Source organism: Paraburkholderia sp. (assembly GCF_047605525.1).
In the GTDB taxonomy this organism is placed as follows: Bacteria; Pseudomonadota; Gammaproteobacteria; order Burkholderiales; family Burkholderiaceae; genus Paraburkholderia.
Map to the genome: position 1 here is coordinate 75674 of NZ_JASGFN010000023.1, position 16360 is coordinate 92033.

General features: G+C 59.1%; 15 protein-coding genes. 11 read left to right on the forward strand and 4 right to left on the reverse strand.

The genetic code is table 11. The annotated features are described in order from the left end of the window. Positions 1-121 precede the first annotated feature (121 nt). Positions 122-1207, reverse strand: a complete 1086-nt coding sequence (locus QM685_RS28030) for an AI-2E family transporter (protein ID WP_415121571.1) — start codon at positions 1205-1207, stop codon at positions 122-124. A gap of 34 nt (positions 1208-1241) precedes the next feature. Continuing rightward, positions 1242-4115 carry an excinuclease ABC subunit UvrA gene (gene uvrA / locus QM685_RS28035; RefSeq protein ID WP_415121573.1) on the reverse strand — a complete coding sequence of 958 codons (2874 nt, stop codon included), beginning with the start codon at positions 4113-4115 and terminating at the stop codon, positions 1242-1244. A gap of 366 nt (positions 4116-4481) precedes the next feature. On the opposite strand from uvrA, the gene QM685_RS28040 reads away from it, so the two are divergent. From QM685_RS28040 to QM685_RS28065, 6 genes are all read left to right on the forward strand, one after another. Next, positions 4482-5669 carry an MFS transporter gene (locus QM685_RS28040; protein WP_415121575.1) on the forward strand — a complete coding sequence of 396 codons (1188 nt, stop codon included), beginning with the start codon at positions 4482-4484 and terminating at the stop codon, positions 5667-5669. 136 nt (positions 5670-5805) lie between these two features. Then, positions 5806-6336 carry a single-stranded DNA-binding protein gene (locus tag QM685_RS28045; protein ID WP_415121577.1) on the forward strand — a complete coding sequence of 177 codons (531 nt, stop codon included), beginning with the start codon at positions 5806-5808 and terminating at the stop codon, positions 6334-6336. Between the two features lie 249 nt (positions 6337-6585). After that, positions 6586-7002, forward strand: coding sequence for a hypothetical protein (locus QM685_RS28050; protein WP_415121579.1), 417 nt, complete (start codon positions 6586-6588; stop codon positions 7000-7002). Positions 7003-7018: 16 nt separating this feature from the next. After that, positions 7019-7354 carry a hypothetical protein gene (locus tag QM685_RS28055; protein ID WP_415121581.1) on the forward strand — a complete coding sequence of 112 codons (336 nt, stop codon included), beginning with the start codon at positions 7019-7021 and terminating at the stop codon, positions 7352-7354. Positions 7355-8255: 901 nt separating this feature from the next. Beyond that, on the forward strand, positions 8256-8468 hold the full coding sequence (locus QM685_RS28060; RefSeq protein WP_415121583.1) for a hypothetical protein: 213 nt from the start codon (positions 8256-8258) through the stop codon (positions 8466-8468). Then, entirely contained in the window at positions 8398-8823 is a 426-nt protein-coding gene (locus QM685_RS28065; RefSeq protein ID WP_415121584.1) for a hypothetical protein, read from the forward strand. The genes QM685_RS28060 and QM685_RS28065 overlap by 71 nt, the downstream gene beginning before the upstream one ends. Positions 8824-8851: 28 nt before the next feature. Here QM685_RS28065 and QM685_RS28070 read toward each other — a convergent pair whose 3' ends face one another. Next, complete coding sequence (locus QM685_RS28070) at positions 8852-9112, reverse strand: hypothetical protein (RefSeq protein ID WP_415121585.1); 261 nt, start codon at positions 9110-9112, stop codon at positions 8852-8854. A gap of 174 nt (positions 9113-9286) precedes the next feature. Here QM685_RS28070 and QM685_RS28075 point away from each other — a divergent pair, with 174 nt between their 5' ends. The 5 genes from QM685_RS28075 (at position 9287) to QM685_RS28095 (ending at position 15824) form a co-directional block, all read left to right on the forward strand. After that, entirely contained in the window at positions 9287-9517 is a 231-nt protein-coding gene (locus tag QM685_RS28075; protein ID WP_415121586.1) for a helix-turn-helix domain-containing protein, read from the forward strand. A gap of 406 nt (positions 9518-9923) precedes the next feature. Then, positions 9924-11030: an MrcB family domain-containing protein gene (locus QM685_RS28080; protein WP_415121587.1), complete on the forward strand. Its 1107-nt coding sequence runs from the start codon at positions 9924-9926 to the stop codon at positions 11028-11030. A gap of 75 nt (positions 11031-11105) precedes the next feature. Next, positions 11106-12233 carry a DNA methyltransferase gene (locus tag QM685_RS28085; protein ID WP_415121589.1) on the forward strand — a complete coding sequence of 376 codons (1128 nt, stop codon included), beginning with the start codon at positions 11106-11108 and terminating at the stop codon, positions 12231-12233. A 325-nt stretch (positions 12234-12558) separates the two neighbouring features. Beyond that, the gene (locus QM685_RS28090) at positions 12559-13701 is read left to right on the forward strand and encodes a hypothetical protein (RefSeq protein WP_415121591.1); all 1143 of its coding nucleotides are present in this window, start codon (positions 12559-12561) and stop codon (positions 13699-13701) included. An 11-nt stretch (positions 13702-13712) separates the two neighbouring features. Continuing rightward, positions 13713-15824 carry an ATP-binding protein gene (locus QM685_RS28095; RefSeq protein ID WP_415121593.1) on the forward strand — a complete coding sequence of 704 codons (2112 nt, stop codon included), beginning with the start codon at positions 13713-13715 and terminating at the stop codon, positions 15822-15824. A 10-nt stretch (positions 15825-15834) separates the two neighbouring features. Here QM685_RS28095 and QM685_RS28100 read toward each other — a convergent pair whose 3' ends face one another. Continuing rightward, entirely contained in the window at positions 15835-16146 is a 312-nt protein-coding gene (locus QM685_RS28100) for a hypothetical protein (RefSeq protein WP_415121595.1), read from the reverse strand. Positions 16147-16360 lie beyond the last annotated feature (214 nt).

A 16360-nucleotide genomic window follows, 5' to 3' on the forward strand; every position in this document is an offset into this window, starting at 1 on the left:
CTGTCAGGAAGGGCGACGATGGTTCTTTGTTGCGGCAAGGTGCAAAAAAAGCGGCACTCCCGTGCCGCTTCGCTTGCCTGTCCGGCGCCGCGTCATCTGGCCCCTTCAGGCCGGAAAACACTCACACCAGCCGCAGATAAATCAGCTCCCGCTTGATATACGCATAAAAAATCGGCGCCGCGATCACGCCGGCGATGCCGAACGCCGCTTCCATCACGAGCATTGCGATCAGCAACTCCCACGCGCGCGCCTCGATCTGTCCGCCGACGATCCGCGCGTTCAGGAAGTATTCGAGCTTGTGAATCAGGATCAGGAACACGAGCGACATGATGGCGGCCGGAAAGCTCACCGACAGCGCGACCGCGACGATGATCGTGTTCGAGATCAGATTGCCGATCACCGGCAGCAGCCCCACGATGAACGTGACGAGTACCAGCGTTTTCGACAGCGGCAACGTGTCGTGGAAGATCGGCAGGATCACGAGCAGGAAGATCGCGGTGAAAACCGCGTTGAGCGCGGAAATCTTCACCTGCGCGAACACGATGCGGCGAAACGCGTCGGCGAAACGCTTGACGCGCGTGACGAACGCGGTGGACAGCGGCAGCCGCTGGATCTGGTTCTGCGCGCCGACCGCGATGATCGCGCCGATGATCATGCCGATCAGCACGTGCGTGAACGCGCGCGCCGCGGTCGTGCCGCCTTGCTGTAGCATGTTCGCGTGCGTGTGCATCAGCTCGGCGGCCTTGGCCTTCATCTGCTCGGTGTCGACCGGCAGATAGCCGGCGACGAACTGCGGAATCCGGCCGCGCGCCTGATCGATCAGTTGCATCGCCTGATCGAGCAGATTCTGCACGCTCGGCACGTCGTTCTCGAAGTGCTCGATGATGCCGAGCGTGAGTCCGGTCAACGCGCCGACGATCACCGTCGACAGGATCACCACCGCGAGCCAGCGCGCCCGCCTGCTCGACATGTGGCGCTCGATGCGCGGCGCGATCGTATGCACGAGCTGATAGACCAGCAGCCCGGCAAGCAGCGCGCCGAGCAGCTTCAGCTCGATCACCGCCCACATGCCGAACAGCATCACCACGTAGCTGCCGATTTCGACCGCCGACAATTTCGGCAGACTCATGTCGCTAGTCAGCCTGACCGGGCGCGGGCGCAGGTCCTGCACCCGTTCGTCTTCGCGCGCCTGATTCCGCTTGGCCATGGCTTATTCCGTCTCCAACCTGGGTAGTGCAGCGTTACTTGATGGCGGCGGCGCGTTTCAGCAACGGCGCCAGGTACTTGCCGGTAAAACTTGCCTTCGACTTCGCGACCTGCTCGGGCGTGCCCTGGGCGACGATCTGGCCGCCGCCGGCGCCGCCTTCCGGTCCGAGGTCGATGACCCAGTCGGCGGTTTTGATTACATCGAGATTATGTTCGATGATCACGACGGTATTACCCTGGTCGCGCAACCGGTGGATTACTTCCAGCAGCAGCGCGATATCGTGAAAGTGCAGGCCGGTGGTCGGTTCGTCAAGAATGTATAGCGTGCGACCGGTGTCGCGCTTGCTCAGTTCCAGCGACAGTTTCACACGCTGCGCCTCGCCGCCCGACAGCGTAGTGGCCGACTGGCCAAGGCGAATATAGCCGAGACCCACGTCCAGCAGGGTTTTCAGCTTGCGCGCGACGACCGGCACCGCCTTGAAGAACTCGTACGCGTGTTCGACCGTCATGTCGAGCACTTCGCTGATGTTGCTGCCTTTGTACTGGATGTCCAGCGTCTCGCGGTTGTAGCGCTTGCCGTGACAGACGTCGCACGGCACGTACACGTCGGGCAGGAAGTGCATCTCGACCTTCAGCACGCCGTCGCCCTGGCAGGATTCGCAGCGCCCGCCCTTCACGTTGAACGAGAAGCGGCCCGGATCGTAGCCGCGTTCCTTGGCCGCCGGCACGCCGGCGAACAGCTCGCGGATCGGCGTGAAGAGGCCCGTGTAGGTGGCCGGATTCGAGCGCGGCGTGCGGCCGATCGGCGACTGGTCGACGCTGATCACCTTGTCGAAGTGCTCGAGGCCCTCGATCGCTTCGTACGGCGCCGGCTCCGTGGCCGAGCCGTACAGGTGATGCGCGACCGCCTGATACAGCGTGTCGTTGATCAGCGTCGACTTGCCCGAGCCGGACACGCCGGTCACGCAGGTGAGCAGGCCCACCGGCAGATCGAGCGTGACGTTATGAAGATTGTTGCCGTACGCCTCGATAATGCGCAGGCGCCGCTCGTCGGGTTCCTTGCGCTCGTCGGGGAATTCGATCGAGCGCGTGCCGGACATGTACTGCCCGGTCAGCGACGCCGCGTTCGCCTGCACCTGTTTCGGCGTGCCCTCGGCGATCACCATGCCGCCGTGCTCGCCGGCGCCCGGGCCCATGTCGACCACGTAGTCGGCCATGCGGATCATGTCTTCGTCGTGTTCGACGACGATCACCGAGTTGCCGAGATCGCGCAGGTGCTTGAGCGTCGAAATCAGCCGGTCGTTGTCGCGCTGATGCAGACCGATCGATGGTTCGTCGAGTACGTACATCACGCCGGTGAGGCCCGAGCCGATCTGCGACGCGAGGCGGATGCGCTGCGCTTCGCCGCCCGACAGCGTTTCCGCGCTGCGTTCGAGCGACAGGTAATCGAGTCCGACGTTGTTCAGGAACATCAGACGCGCGACGATTTCCTTCACGACCTTGTCGGCGATCTCGCGCTTCGCGCCTTCGAGGCGCAGCGTCTGGAAATAGCCGAGCGCGTCGCGCAACGGCCAACTGCTGATCTCGAAGATGCCGCGCGCGTCGCCGTCCACGCCGATGCGCACGAAACGCGCCTCGCGGCGCAGCCGCGTGCCCGCGCAGGACGGGCAAGGCTGGTTGTTCTGATACTTCGCGAGCTCTTCGCGCACCGCGGCCGAATCGGTTTCGCGGTAACGCCGCTCCAGATTCGGGATGATCCCTTCGAACACGTGCTCGCGCACCGACGTGCGGCCGCGCTCGTTGATGTACGAGAACGGAATCTCCTGCTTGCCCGAACCGTACAGCAGGATCTTGCGCACTTTCTCTGGCAGGTCCTCGAAGGCGGTGTCGATGTCGAAGTCGTAGAACGCCGCGAGGCTCTGCAGCATCTGGAAGTAGAACTGGTTGCGCCGGTCCCAGCCCTTCACCGCGCCCGCCGCGAGTGACAGCGACGGATGCGCGACCACCCGCTTCGGATCGAAGAACGTGATCTGGCCGAGGCCGTCGCATTCGGGGCACGCGCCCATCGGATTGTTGAACGAGAACAGGCGCGGCTCGAGCTCCTGCAGCGAGTACGAGCAGATCGGGCAGGCGAACTTCGAGCTGAACAGGTGTTCCTTGTCGGTGTCCATCTCGAGCGCGATCGCGCGGCCGTCCGCGAGACGCAGCGCCGTTTCGAACGATTCGGCGAGGCGCTGCTTCATATCCGGGCGCACCCGCAGACGGTCGATCACGACGTCGATCGTGTGCTTGTCGTTCTTCTTCAGCTTCGGCAGCGAGTCGACTTCATGGATTTTCGCGGTGCCTTCGTTGGCGGTGCCGCCGCCCGAGCGCACGCGAAAGCGGACAAAGCCCTGCGCCTGCATGTCCTCGAACAGCTCGGTGTGCTCGCCCTTGCGGTCCGCGACCACGGGCGCGAGGATCATCAGGCGGGTTTCCTCGGGCAGCGCGAGCGCCGCGTCGACCATCTGCGACACGCTCTGCGCCTGGAGCGGAATCTCGTGATCGGGGCAATAAGGCGTGCCGACCCGCGCGTACAGCAGACGCAGATAGTCGTGGATTTCGGTGACGGTGCCGACCGTCGAGCGCGGATTATGCGAGGTCGCCTTCTGTTCGATCGAGATGGCCGGCGACAGCCCTTCGATCAGATCGACGTCCGGCTTTTCCATCAGTTGCAGGAACTGGCGCGCGTAGGCGGACAGACTTTCGACGTAGCGCCGCTGGCCTTCCGCATAGAGCGTATCGAACGCCAGCGACGATTTGCCGGAGCCGGAAAGCCCCGTGATGACGACGAGCTTGTGACGCGGTAGGTCGAGATTGACGTTCTTCAGGTTGTGGGTGCGAGCCCCACGAATACGGATTTGTTCCACGGATTTATTCCATGAACTGCGGCAAAGGGGAAGGGGCTAAACCTGCTACTATAGCGACTTTTCCAGACCGCCGTTACGGCTCCCTGACAGCGGGAACAAGGCGCGAGGGCAGGCTCGGGGACAGGTTGAAAGACGGCGGTCCGGCGCCGCGGGAAAGTAGTCCAGGTGGGGCTGCTTTCCGCGACTACAAGGTGTCGTGAGGGTGCGAGCGCCGGCGGGGTGCGGCAGGATCCGGCTGTGTGAACCCCCCGTCATGTCGTCGCCCGGGGTTGCCCGTTGCGCCGCGCCGCCTGTCCCGGCGGTCACGGCTGTCCCCTCGGGCTCGCCGCACGGTGCGCCGCCCGGCTCATTCAAACAACGCTTCCGATGTCCAATCCATCCGCCGTCTCCACACGCATGAGCGCGCCCGAATTGCGCGCGACCGTATCGCTTGCCGCGATCTTCGCGCTGCGCATGCTCGGTCTGTTCATGATCATGCCGGTGTTCTCGGTCTACGCGAAGACCATTCCCGGCGGCGAGAACGTGCTGCTCGTCGGTATCGCGCTCGGCGCGTACGGCGTCACGCAGTCGATGCTCTATATCTTCTACGGCTGGATCTCCGACAAGGTCGGCCGCAAGCCGGTCATCGCAACCGGTTTGCTGATCTTCGCGCTCGGCAGCTTCGTCGCGGCGGCCGCGCACGACATGACGTGGATCATCGTCGGCCGCGTGATTCAGGGGATGGGCGCGGTGTCGTCGGCGGTGATCGCGTTCATCGCCGATCTCACGTCGGAGGAGCATCGCACCAAGGCGATGGCGATGGTCGGCGGCAGCATCGGCGTGTCGTTCGCGGTCGCGATCGTCGGCGCGCCGATCGTGTTTCACTGGCTCGGCATGAGCGGGCTGTTCACGCTGGTCGGCATCTTCGCGATTCTGGCGGTCGGCGTCGTGCTGTGGATCGTGCCCGATGCGCCGAGGCCGGTGCACGTGCGCGCGCCGTTCGCCGAAGTGCTGCACAACGTCGAGCTGCTTCGTTTGAATTTCGGCGTGCTCGTGCTGCACGCGACGCAAACCGCGCTGTTCCTCGTCGTGCCGCGCATTCTCGAAGCCGGCGGCCTGCCGGTCGCGTCGCACTGGAAGGTGTATCTGCCGGTCATGGGCCTGTCGTTCGTGATGATGGTGCCGGCGATTATCGCCGCCGAAAAGCGCGGCAAGATGAAGATCGTGCTGCTGTCCGCGATCGGTCTTATCCTGATCGGCCAGTTGTTATTGGGCGTGGCTGCGCATACGATTCTGAGTGTGGCGGCGATCCTCTTTGTCTACTTTCTGGGCTTCAATATTCTCGAGGCTTCGCAGCCTTCGCTGGTGTCGAAGCTGGCGCCCGGCACCCGCAAGGGCGCGGCGGCCGGCGTCTACAACACCACGCAGTCGATCGGTCTGGCAATGGGCGGGATGATCGGCGGCTGGCTGCTGAAGGTGAACGGGCAAAGCGCGGTGTTTTTTGCCTGTTCGGGGCTGGTGTTCTGCTGGCTTATAATCGCCGCAAAGATGAAACAGCCGCCGCGCAAGGCATAACACGGCGTACCCGGGCACGCCCGGCTCATCCAGAACTCACCCGGCGGCGGGCAGAGGCGCTTCCTGGTCCCGGGCCTGCCGAGACGCGAACCGCGGAGTGCCGCGCCGCCTGCAATGGAATCAACAGGAGAAATTCATGGCATCCGTGAACAAGGTCATTCTCGTCGGCAACCTCGGAGCCGATCCGGAAGTCCGTTATCTTCCGAGCGGCGACGCAGTGGCGAACATCCGCCTTGCGACGACGGACCGCTACAAGGACAAGGCGTCGGGCGAGATGAAGGAAGCCACCGAGTGGCACCGCGTCGCGTTCTTCGGCCGCCTCGCGGAAATCGTCTCGGAATATCTGAAGAAGGGCTCGTCGGTGTATCTGGAAGGGCGCATCCGCACGCGCAAGTGGCAGGCGCAGGACGGCACCGATCGTTACTCGACCGAAATCGTCGCCGAGCAGATGCAGATGCTGGGTGGCCGCGGCGGTTCGTCGATGGGCGGTGGCGATGAGGGCGGTTATAGCCGCGGCGAGCCAGCCGAGCGCGGCGGTGGCGGCAGTGGTCGCGCGATGTCGTCGGGCGGTGGTTCGCGTGGCGGCAGCGGCGGCGGTGGTGCGAGCCGTCCGAGCGCGCCGGCCGGCGGCGGGTTCGATGAGATGGATGACGATATTCCGTTCTGACTTCCCGTAACGAGAAAGTGTAAAGATCAACCCCGCCTGATGGTGGGGTTTTTCTTTTTGTATCTGGGATTTAGGCCGCTCCTCTACCCGAAAGATTTACCGGAGGGATACCGCGGCTGCCTCTGTTTTTTAGTTCGTAACTATTACCGTCAACTTCCAGACTGGATGAGCCCGGCTGGAAGGGTGCCGGGAGTACTGCCACAGAAAAGTCGTAAACATCGCCTAGGGGTGGATCGGAGCAGCCGGGAGATGTTGATGGACCCCCGATTTCACGTAGTCACTGTGCGGCATCCGGGCGGTGAGCGTTTACCGATCCTGCTGGACGCCGAGAGGCAACCGGTAGCGTGGATCAATGCGTATCTGATCAGGCGCCTGCGTCCCCGGCTGGCTGTCAGCAGCCTCGTCAAGACGTTGCGCGTTCTGGGCTATCTGTGGGCATGGGCTTCGGCGGAGGCCTTCCCGTTGCAGGCACGACTCGTGTCCGGCCAAGGCCTGAATCAGGACGAGATTGCCAGTCAGCTTTACCCTTGGCTACGGCGTAATTTCGCGACAACTGGGAAGGTCCGTAAGTTCGCCGTATCGCCCAACACCGTGGCGTTTCGGCTGAACGTTGTTTTGCAATGTGTCGTTTGGCACCAAATGCCGACCGAAATCGACGACACCTGATCGCATCGAAGCTACGGTGCAGGTGGTCGGGGCAGAAAGCCGTCTGCCAGATGAGGACGCCATTCGAGCAATCGGTTACCTGTACCAGCAGATTCCGCGCAGTGCGTCACCGCATGATCCCGTCAGTGCCGATCGGATCATGATCCTGATTGCGACGGCGATGGTGTGCACGGGCTTGCGTATCGGCGAAATGCTGACCTTGCCGGAGAAACCCCTGTCGCTGGCCGAGGACGGTAGCAGGGCGCTCCGCTATGCGCGCCTGAAAGGCCGGGCCGACGATGTCACTGTCGAGTGGGCAAGCAAACCGCTGCTGACCGGAGACGGAACCGGTGGTGGAGGCGGCCCTGGCTGAACTGCACGAGGTGACGGAGGGCGCGTGACAGGTTGCACGCTCGCTCCATGAGTCGGGATGCCTGCTCGCAGGGATTCCGCTGCAGCCTGAAATTGATGGAACGTCATTGCCGGCGATACTGGGGTTGCGCGGAAACAATGTCGCCCAGTTCCTGAAGGTGCGGAAAATTGCTTACGTCGTCGAGGCAAAGAAGTTATGGGTGAAGCGCGACGCGCTGCTTTGAGGCCTTCGTGGCGACCACTGGACGCTACCCACGATACCTGGTTCGCCCGGTCAGGGGCGTCGGCTCCACGAAACGTTGTGCGTCGCATACGCGAATCAGATGCACCGCGGCACTAGGTCGACTTTGACCCATGCAGCGCGCCCCATCACCGACCAGAATGTGCGGGACTTCCTGACGGGACGTGGCGTGATCCGGTCGGTCTTCGAGCGACATGCGATCGTTGACAGTCACGGTGGCGAGATAAATGTGCGCTCGCATGGGTTCCGTCACTTTCTCAACCACGTCCTGGATGAGGGGGGGCGCCAGATCTTGTGTAGAGGAAATGGTTCGGGCGCAAGCACGCTGCCGACACGAAGGCCTATCAGCACCTCACGCCCGCTCAGAAAGCCGCAAAGGTCGCGGCGGACATCATGGATGGTCACATGGGCGGCGCCGTGACGGAGATCGCGAAGGTGCTACCAGTCGAGGTAGCGCACACGTTTCTGGCAGCACGTATCCACGCCGTTCATGACGTCGGACCGGTAATGTGCATTCACGACTTCCAGATGGCACCGTGTCCGCGTCATCTGCAGTGTACGGTCAATTGCGACGAATACATATGGCTGAAGCGAGACACGTCGCGCTCAGACGATCTCAAGCGACAGGCGGCGGTCGTCTATCTGAGTCTGAAGAATACGGATGCAAGTCGCCGGACAGGCGCTGGTCGAGCCGGACTGGCTGGAGCACCTGCGCATCCGCTACAGGCAGCTCATGACGCAACTGGCAGCACTGAACGTCAACGAGGCCGACCTTGTACGCTATATCGACGAAGGAGGCGGCCATGCCGAAAGTGATCCGGGTGAACTCGAAAATCAGCGAGCGCAAGGCGGCAGGCATCGTCGCGGAACTTGATCGCTGGCGTGACGGCGAACTCGGCACGAAGCTGACATGGCAGCGGATCGAGGCATTCTCAGGATTCACTCGGCAGGCGCTGAGTCGTCCTGAGAAGATCAGGCACGCCTACCAGGAAGCGAAGTGTGCACTCGCGACTCCGGGGCGATGTTCGCGGTCGCGCTCCCGCAGCGACGAACTTACGTATCTCGATCAGACGATCGAGAACCTGCGAATGAAAATCACGCGCTATGAAGCGCTGGAGCAGCAGTGGCTCCAACGTTGGCAACGCATTGCTTTCCACTGCTCGCGACGCGGCATAAGTATCCGTGAGTTGGACCGGCCCCTCGATTTTCTGAACAGAAAGGGTACGTGAACGCGTCGCATCAACCGCGTGTAGCACATCAGCGGTAGGGAAGGCGGGCGTTCAGTGTGGCGTCTGTCGATTCGGCGAGAGCTAATACGTTTCGAGCAAATTTGGATTCCAGCTCGCGGTGAGAAACAACTGCCTTGCCTGTTCCGCCGAGCACGGCAATTCGACGAAACCTGGCGTGCCGGATGAGGTCAGGTGCCAACGCTGCCTGATCTTCGAAATAGGTGCCTTCGATCTCGTCGAACAGGCTGAGACATACGTCGAAGCCATTTCCTGCGGTGAGCCAGACCATTCCGTGATTGCGGTCTACGGTCGCTGTAATACCGCAACCCAGGGAAAGACATGGGGAGTCGTTGAGTTAGGGGGAAGAAAACTTGTTCATCAAAACCGAAGCAGGACAGTCAAAGCCGGATTGTGACGTAAAAAGCTGCTGACGGGGTAGGTGCTAGTTCGCAGTATCCTGCGAATGACGTGTCATTTCCCTCCTTATCCCACTCAAACCGCTAGAGCGATTCTTGCGATCAAGCTGCGCCGGCTTCGGGCAGAGAAAAACTGGTCTCAAGAGGATTTGGCGGCCGAAAGCGGGCTCGACCGGTCCTTTGTGGCGCACGTCGAGCGCGAAGCTCGCAATATCGCGATAGACAATATCGAGAAACTTGCTCGTGGCTTAGGTGTTCAGGTTTATGAATTATTGTAACTCTAAACCGCCTGCAGCTTAATGCAATTTGCATTAGACAAATGGCTGCCCAGATTGCATCGATAGGCGCGGGTCCCGAATAGCACTTCCGCAGCCAGGAATTTCCGGCTACCCTTGGCGGAGTTGATGCCGACCACCCTTGCAGGCCATGTACCGCAGGACAAGAAGGCATTGCTCGCTGCCCATGCCATCAAAGGCTATATCGACGACTTTTGCACCCGAGAGATATCGGTGACGATAACGTTATCGCGTGGTGCAAGCCGTACTGGCAAGCTGCGAATGCGGGCGTAGTCCATGCATTTATGGAGCGGCAGTCAATACACTCAACGAAACAACTGTGGTGGCGGGAGACGCTTTGCATTCTGGAGATGATGTCAATGACGTCGCCGCGAGGCTCGCGAGGGCGGTGGCGACCATTCGTGATTGTTATGTCGGCGATACGAGGGATCCGACTTCTGGAAAACAAAGGATCCGTCAGCGAGAAGGTTTGGTGGCGGTCGGCGTTAATGCATTAGAAGGCCAATTCGCAGAGATACTACGATCGGTCGTAGACAGGCGTGAGCGCCAATACCGCGTGAAGGTATCCGCTGGACAGCCAGATAGGTCTTTCGTGCTGGTTCCATACGCTGCGCTGCTGAGAAAGGATGTAACGTCCACACCGCGGCGTGGCGTCTACGTCGCGTTGCTTTTCCGGCAGGACTGCCGGACACTCTGGCTAACTTTGAATCAAGGTCTCTTGCAATTCGAGAACCGCTTTGGCTTGCTTGGCGCTCGAGACTATTTGGAAAAGGGGGCAAAGACCATCGGTAACTCGATTGCGAGTCTTACGGGTTTTTCACGTGGGAGCATTGACCTCGATGCGACGACACCGTACGGCCAAGCTTATGAACAGGGGGCGATCCTCAGCCGACAGTATGCCTTGGACAGCTTCAATGAAGCGACGAGCCGCTCTTTTCTGAACGACCTCGAAAGCCTAATCGATCTTTACGACTCGTTGCCGGCGTATGCGGTCCGCGATCCATCGATCGCCGTTGCGGATGAACAAGTTGAAGACGACGAGATGGCGTACCAGGAAATGGCCAACTCTGGCGCGACCAATCGAGCTGCGACGCCGATCAATGATGTCCCTCGACCCCGCCCCTTACCCTCGACTCGGGCGGCGACTAAGTCCGGTTGGATTCGGGATGTTAAAGTCGCAATCGAAGCGCTGGAGCAAGCCTCCTTTTCCTGCGAAGCGGGGTGCAGTTACGAGCCATTCATGGCGGCGGTGGCCGATCGTCCATACGTCGAGGCGCATCATCTTATCCCGTTCTCAAAGCAGAAGGCTTTCGAAGTGAGCCTTGACGTCCCGGCTAACGTCGTATGTCTGTGCCCAGCGTGCCATTCGAAGATTCATAACGGTCACGAAAGCTGTCGTGTTCCAATGATTACCCGCCTGTTTGAGCGTCGCGCTGCGAGGTTGAAGGACTCAGGTCTATGCGTAAGCCTGCGTCGGTTGCTTGCGATGTACTGATCGCGCGGGAGACGGTGCGAATGCGCGCTCAGCCCTTCAAACACGCATGTATGTGAATTCCCCCGGAAAAACAAAATGACTCGAGCCTTGGCATACCAGCCAGAAAATGCACTCAATGCGATATGCCCGTATTTCACGATGTTTCCGCTCGAGTATCCACTTAGAGTACTTAAGACGCACAGGCGCGAGGCTCCTGTCGTTATGGATCCTTTTTGTGGAAGAGGGACAACACTTTTCGCTGCGCGGAAGCTGGGTCTCGTCGCACGGGGAATTGATTCGTCACCGATAGCGATCGCAATTGCACGGGCGAAGCTGGCTGTCGTCGATGTCGATGCTGTATTGAAATTGGCCCAAGCATATATTGCGCAGTATGAGCGTGCTGAAATTCCCGAACCCGAGTTTTTCAAGCATGCGTTTGCGCCTCCCGTTCTTCAGCAGGTATGCGCCATCCGAACCGGGTTGCTGCATATCGAGAAGGACACTGATGTAACGGCAATTCTACGCGCCACGATGCTCGGATGCCTGCATGGCCCGCTGAACAAGAGCCCGAATAGGCGCGCCTATTTTAGCAATCAGATGCCACGGACTTTCTCTGCAAAACCGGACTACTCAGTGCGTTTCTGGAAAGAACGTGGTCTGGAGCCGCCAGAGGTCGACGTTCTGGCCGTATTACGGCTTAAGCTCGAGCGATTGCGAGAACAGCAGCTACCATTTACCGGAAGTATCGAATACGTGCGACAGGGCGATTCAAGGCTAGCTGCATCCATACCAGCTAATCATCGAGACTTTTCGGTTGTTGTAACGTCTCCGCCATATTATGGGATGCGGACTTACGTTCAAGACCAGTGGCTCAGGAACTGGTTTCTGGGGGGGGCTGCTTTTGTTGACTACACCAACGATTTCCAGCTTGCTCATACGGGAACGGAAGTATTCTCGAAGTCGTTAGGCCTTGTTTGGAAAAACATGGCTAGAACGAACGCCGACAGCCTTGACATGTATATCCGATTTGGAATCATTCCTTCCGCTAGGGTAGATGCAAAGGCCGTATTGCGTGCCTCGCTGGAGCAGTCAGGTGTTGCTTGGAGGGAGGTTTCGGTTCGCACCGCTTTCACAGCTTCATCAGGAAAACGCCAGGCGGATCATATGGTTGCAGGCTCTTCGGCTGCACTGGAGTACGATTTTCATGTGAGGAGATCCGATTGACCGTCAAAATGGTGCCGCCCGTGCCCAAACAGGCTGTGTTCTTTGTCGGAGGCCTATGGGTGGCCCCGGCCTTTCAAGATATGCTGGCGTTTGGGACGCGCTTCAAATGCAGGATGCATATTCGGTGCTGTTCGGATTTTGTGATGTGACGCAACTCAATCTTTAGTTAGCCGGAGCAGACGGCCGCCCGAAGCCTACTATCCGCAAGTGCTTCTGAAATTGTGCGGATGTCGCTTTCGTTGATTCAGTCCCCGAGGGGCCGTTGTAGTAATTTCGGTAGGGACGCAGCAAAGTCGTACATTATTGAACCGCGACGGGAGGGGGAATGATTGATCCGGTAAGTCAGGTCCAACTCAAGGAGGCCATCGCGGACTGCATTGGTACCGATCGAGGGGTGCTGGATGCGTTGCGGGAGGAGATTCGTCCACTGAAAAGGGCAACGCGCCGCATTCAGCCCCGAGCTACGACATCGATATCGCTGGTGGGCACCGACGGTGGCAACAACCAACTTCAGTTTGATCCTTTCCTTATTCAACTGATTCGGGTGGTGGACAGCAGCAACAACGAGTATTGCTTGGAGGCGGTCTCGCCCACAACTCCGGTTCAGACGCTAAACGAGCGCCAGTTTGCATTGGGTGGGGGGCCTCGAACGGCACTTGGCGAGATGATGGCCTTTCTGGGTGTGAACAGTCTGCCGACTCTCTCACACATGATTCGACCAACCGACAAGGGGAAGCCGGTATCGCCCAGCTGGGTACAGGTCTACCGAGAATTGGTCGAGTGGGCTATCTTATTCGCGATCCTTAAAAAGGATTTTGGAACCGACACTCTGATCGTTTGTGATGGCTTGTTGCGTAGCAAGGTTTTCGCCAAGGACTTGTTTCAGCGGTTGTTGCAAGGCATGAAGGACCGCATCGACTCGCAGTGGAGTAAGAGCCGCCGTCGAGTGTATTTGGCCGGCGTAGCGAAACACAGCAAGGTGCTCTCACGGTATCGCCTGGCCATGGCTCTAGAGGGCGTACTACAGACGGATTATCCTGCTTACGTCGAGGTCCCACGCGAAGTCGAAGAGAAGGCTTATGTCTGGTCGGAGTTCGCTCGAGGTGATGACCGCGCCGGCGACGGGGGAGAGATCAACAAGTTCGTCGGCGGTAAGATGTTTCTGGTGAAATTCGGGGCCCATCGCCGGGACCCCGTTTGGCCGATTGACATCTTCGTCCCGCAGGTCGGAGAGTCACAGACCATCATTGGCTCGATGCTTGCCGACGCCATCAATGGCTTCCCGGTGCCGCATTACCCGCGTTGCCTGCAGAAGGCACATGAAAATGCGGCTTTGGTCGATTTCGATTTTGACATTCTGCAGGACTTCATCTACGAAGGTGTGCGTTCAAGTCTTGGCTGCGATGCAGGGACCTTGGACGCATTTCAGCTTCAGGATGCCGACCCGGCACAACGTCGGTACGGGTAAGGAAGAACAACATGACAGAGATCCAGCTCTTTCCCAGGGAACAGGTTGTCGGCATCTTCCGGGGCTTCCAGCAAGGGGGCATGGAATTTCATGCTGACCTGGTCTTGCCGTACCGGAATGAGTTTCAGAATATCCCGATGCACGGCCAATTCCTCCTTGTACAGCTGGAGACGCCCGATGAAGCCGTGATAGGTCGTATTGCTGCTTTTTCCTCGGAGGGTAAGCTTTCCTCCGGTTCTGGCGAAGAGTTCAACATTCGTGCAGTACGCGAGGATCGGGCGATTCCGGAAGATCTTCGCGAGCAATATTTGAAGTATCGCGTAAACATCCGGGTGCTCGGTGTGCTGCGACGAAATGGCGAAAGCCTTACCTTTGTCCCCTCGCATCGCCGGCTCCCCCATGTTGGCAGCAAGGTGGCGTTTCCGAGCGATGAGGTACTGCGGGAGGTTGCTGGCCACAACATTGGTGGGGCGCCCATCGGTCATCTCGCGTTTGGCGAATACATCTATGCGGCAGGCAACACTTCATTCCAGTCTCAGGATTGGATGCAGGTAGTCGACCCGGAGGTATTGATCCGCTTCCCGATCGAATCACTCGTATCTCGCCGCAGTTTCATCTTCGCCCGCGCCGGTTTTGGCAAGTCCAATCTTAACAAGCTGCTTTTCTCAAAGCTCTACGAGACCACGCCTTTCGTCACAAAGCGCGCTGGAAAACAGGTTCCCGTCGGCACGGTAATATTCGATCCGGACGGTGAATATTTCTGGCCTGATGACAAGGGCCGTCCAGGCCTCTGCGACGTTCCCACCCTAGAGGACAAAGTCGTTGTCTTCACCGATAGGAAGAACCCGAGTTCCTTTTACCAGTCGTTTGTGGCCGGTGGCATCAAGCTGGATATTCGCCGCCTACGCCCAGGTGATGTGATTTCGATCGCGCTTGGACCAGAGCGACAGGAGCAGCAGAATGTCCGGAAGCTGCGCGGCCTTCCGCAAGATCGATGGGAATCGTTGGTCAACCTGATCGACACGAACGGCAATACCACTCCGCTAGATGATATCTGCGGACTGCTCGACCTGGATCCTCAGAGACAGGAGGCTGAGGCGCTGGCCGCCAGGGGAAACATGACGGCGATCGTGAAGATGTTGCATGACAAAAGCAGTCAACTCATGGACATGCTTGTTCATGCGCTCTCAGAAGGCAAGCTCTGCATCATCGACGTCTCGCAAATGCGCGGCGGTCAATCGCTTGTTCTTTCGGGCTTGATCCTGCGCCGGATCTTCGACCGCAACCAACAGGAGTTTACGGCAGCGGATCCCAAGACCATTCCGACGATTGCCGTTGTTGAAGAGGCGCAATCGGTCCTGAATGAAAATGCATCGGCTGCTGAACCCTACATCGCGTGGGTGAAAGAAGGTCGTAAGTACGACTTGGGCGCGCTGCTGATAACCCAGCAGCCGGGTAGCATCCCTGTCGAGATCCTCAGCCAAGGCGACAACTGGTTCATTTTCCACTTGCTGTCGGCGGCCGATCTCGCCTCGTTGAAACGGGCTAATGCCCATTTCAGTGACGACTTGTTGAGTTCGCTTCTCAACGAGCCTATCCCAGGCCAAGGTGTGTTTTGGAGTTCGGTGGGGGGTAAACCCTATCCGGTTAGCCTTCGCGCACTCTCATTCGAAAAAATGTTCTCGATGCGGGACCATGACTACAGCCAGCCTGCTGGGAAAACATACGCCCGAACACTGCAGAGCACATTCTCCGGAATGAGGCAACTGGCGAGAGCAGCCAGCGATTCCGAAGTCGGTGACACTGACACTCTGATTCACGCAGATGCCGAGGCCGAAGAGACCGAGTCAGTAGATGTGATGGCAAACATTGAGCAGCGGGCAATCGAAGCATTACGAATTGATCGTGACATTCGGCAGAAACTCGAATCTACTGGTATGCCTTGGTACGGAGTTCAGCAGTTTCTAATTGACCATCTGCCCGAACATCTGGAGGACCGTCGTCAGTTTGCCTACAACCTCGTCTCAAAGGCCATGGATGCCGTGTTTGGAGCGAGACCTGGGCCATGGGAAACCTTTAAGAATGCGGCGACGGGAAAGACGTGGCTACGGGTTGTCAAATGATTAGAGTTCTTCAGTCGGGCAAACCGAAAGCGATACCAAAATGTTCATGATTTGATGCTTCCCGAAGCCGACTAAAGGCATAGACTAAGTTCGTTCCGGCGCTTTTAGCGCATCGACCGAGAGCTGAGTAACGTTGATTTCGGAGTTGACGTTTCCGGTCCAAGCCTGTCAGCTTCTCCTTTGCCACCGCCGTCGCGATCGGAATCTTTACATAGTTCCAAGACAGAACCGTTCTGATCCCACCAAACCGTTTTTTGCTGATCAACACATAAAGGCCCGCCATCCTGAGGGATGGCGGGCCTTTTTTTGGTGCGCCCAGCATGGGCGCATTCCTGCGGGTGTAAGTCCCACCATAAGCTGGTCACAGCGAATGAAGTGAAGCGCAACTGCATGAGGGCGACCAGGTGTGGAGAGGAAGCGTGGAGCGTAAATCGCGAGCCGATGAACAAGAACCGCATATGAGGCGCTACGGAGCAGGGCGAGCGGGCCGAAAACCGCGAAGCTCTCGTGACCAGGGCGAAGTGGCGTAGATGCGG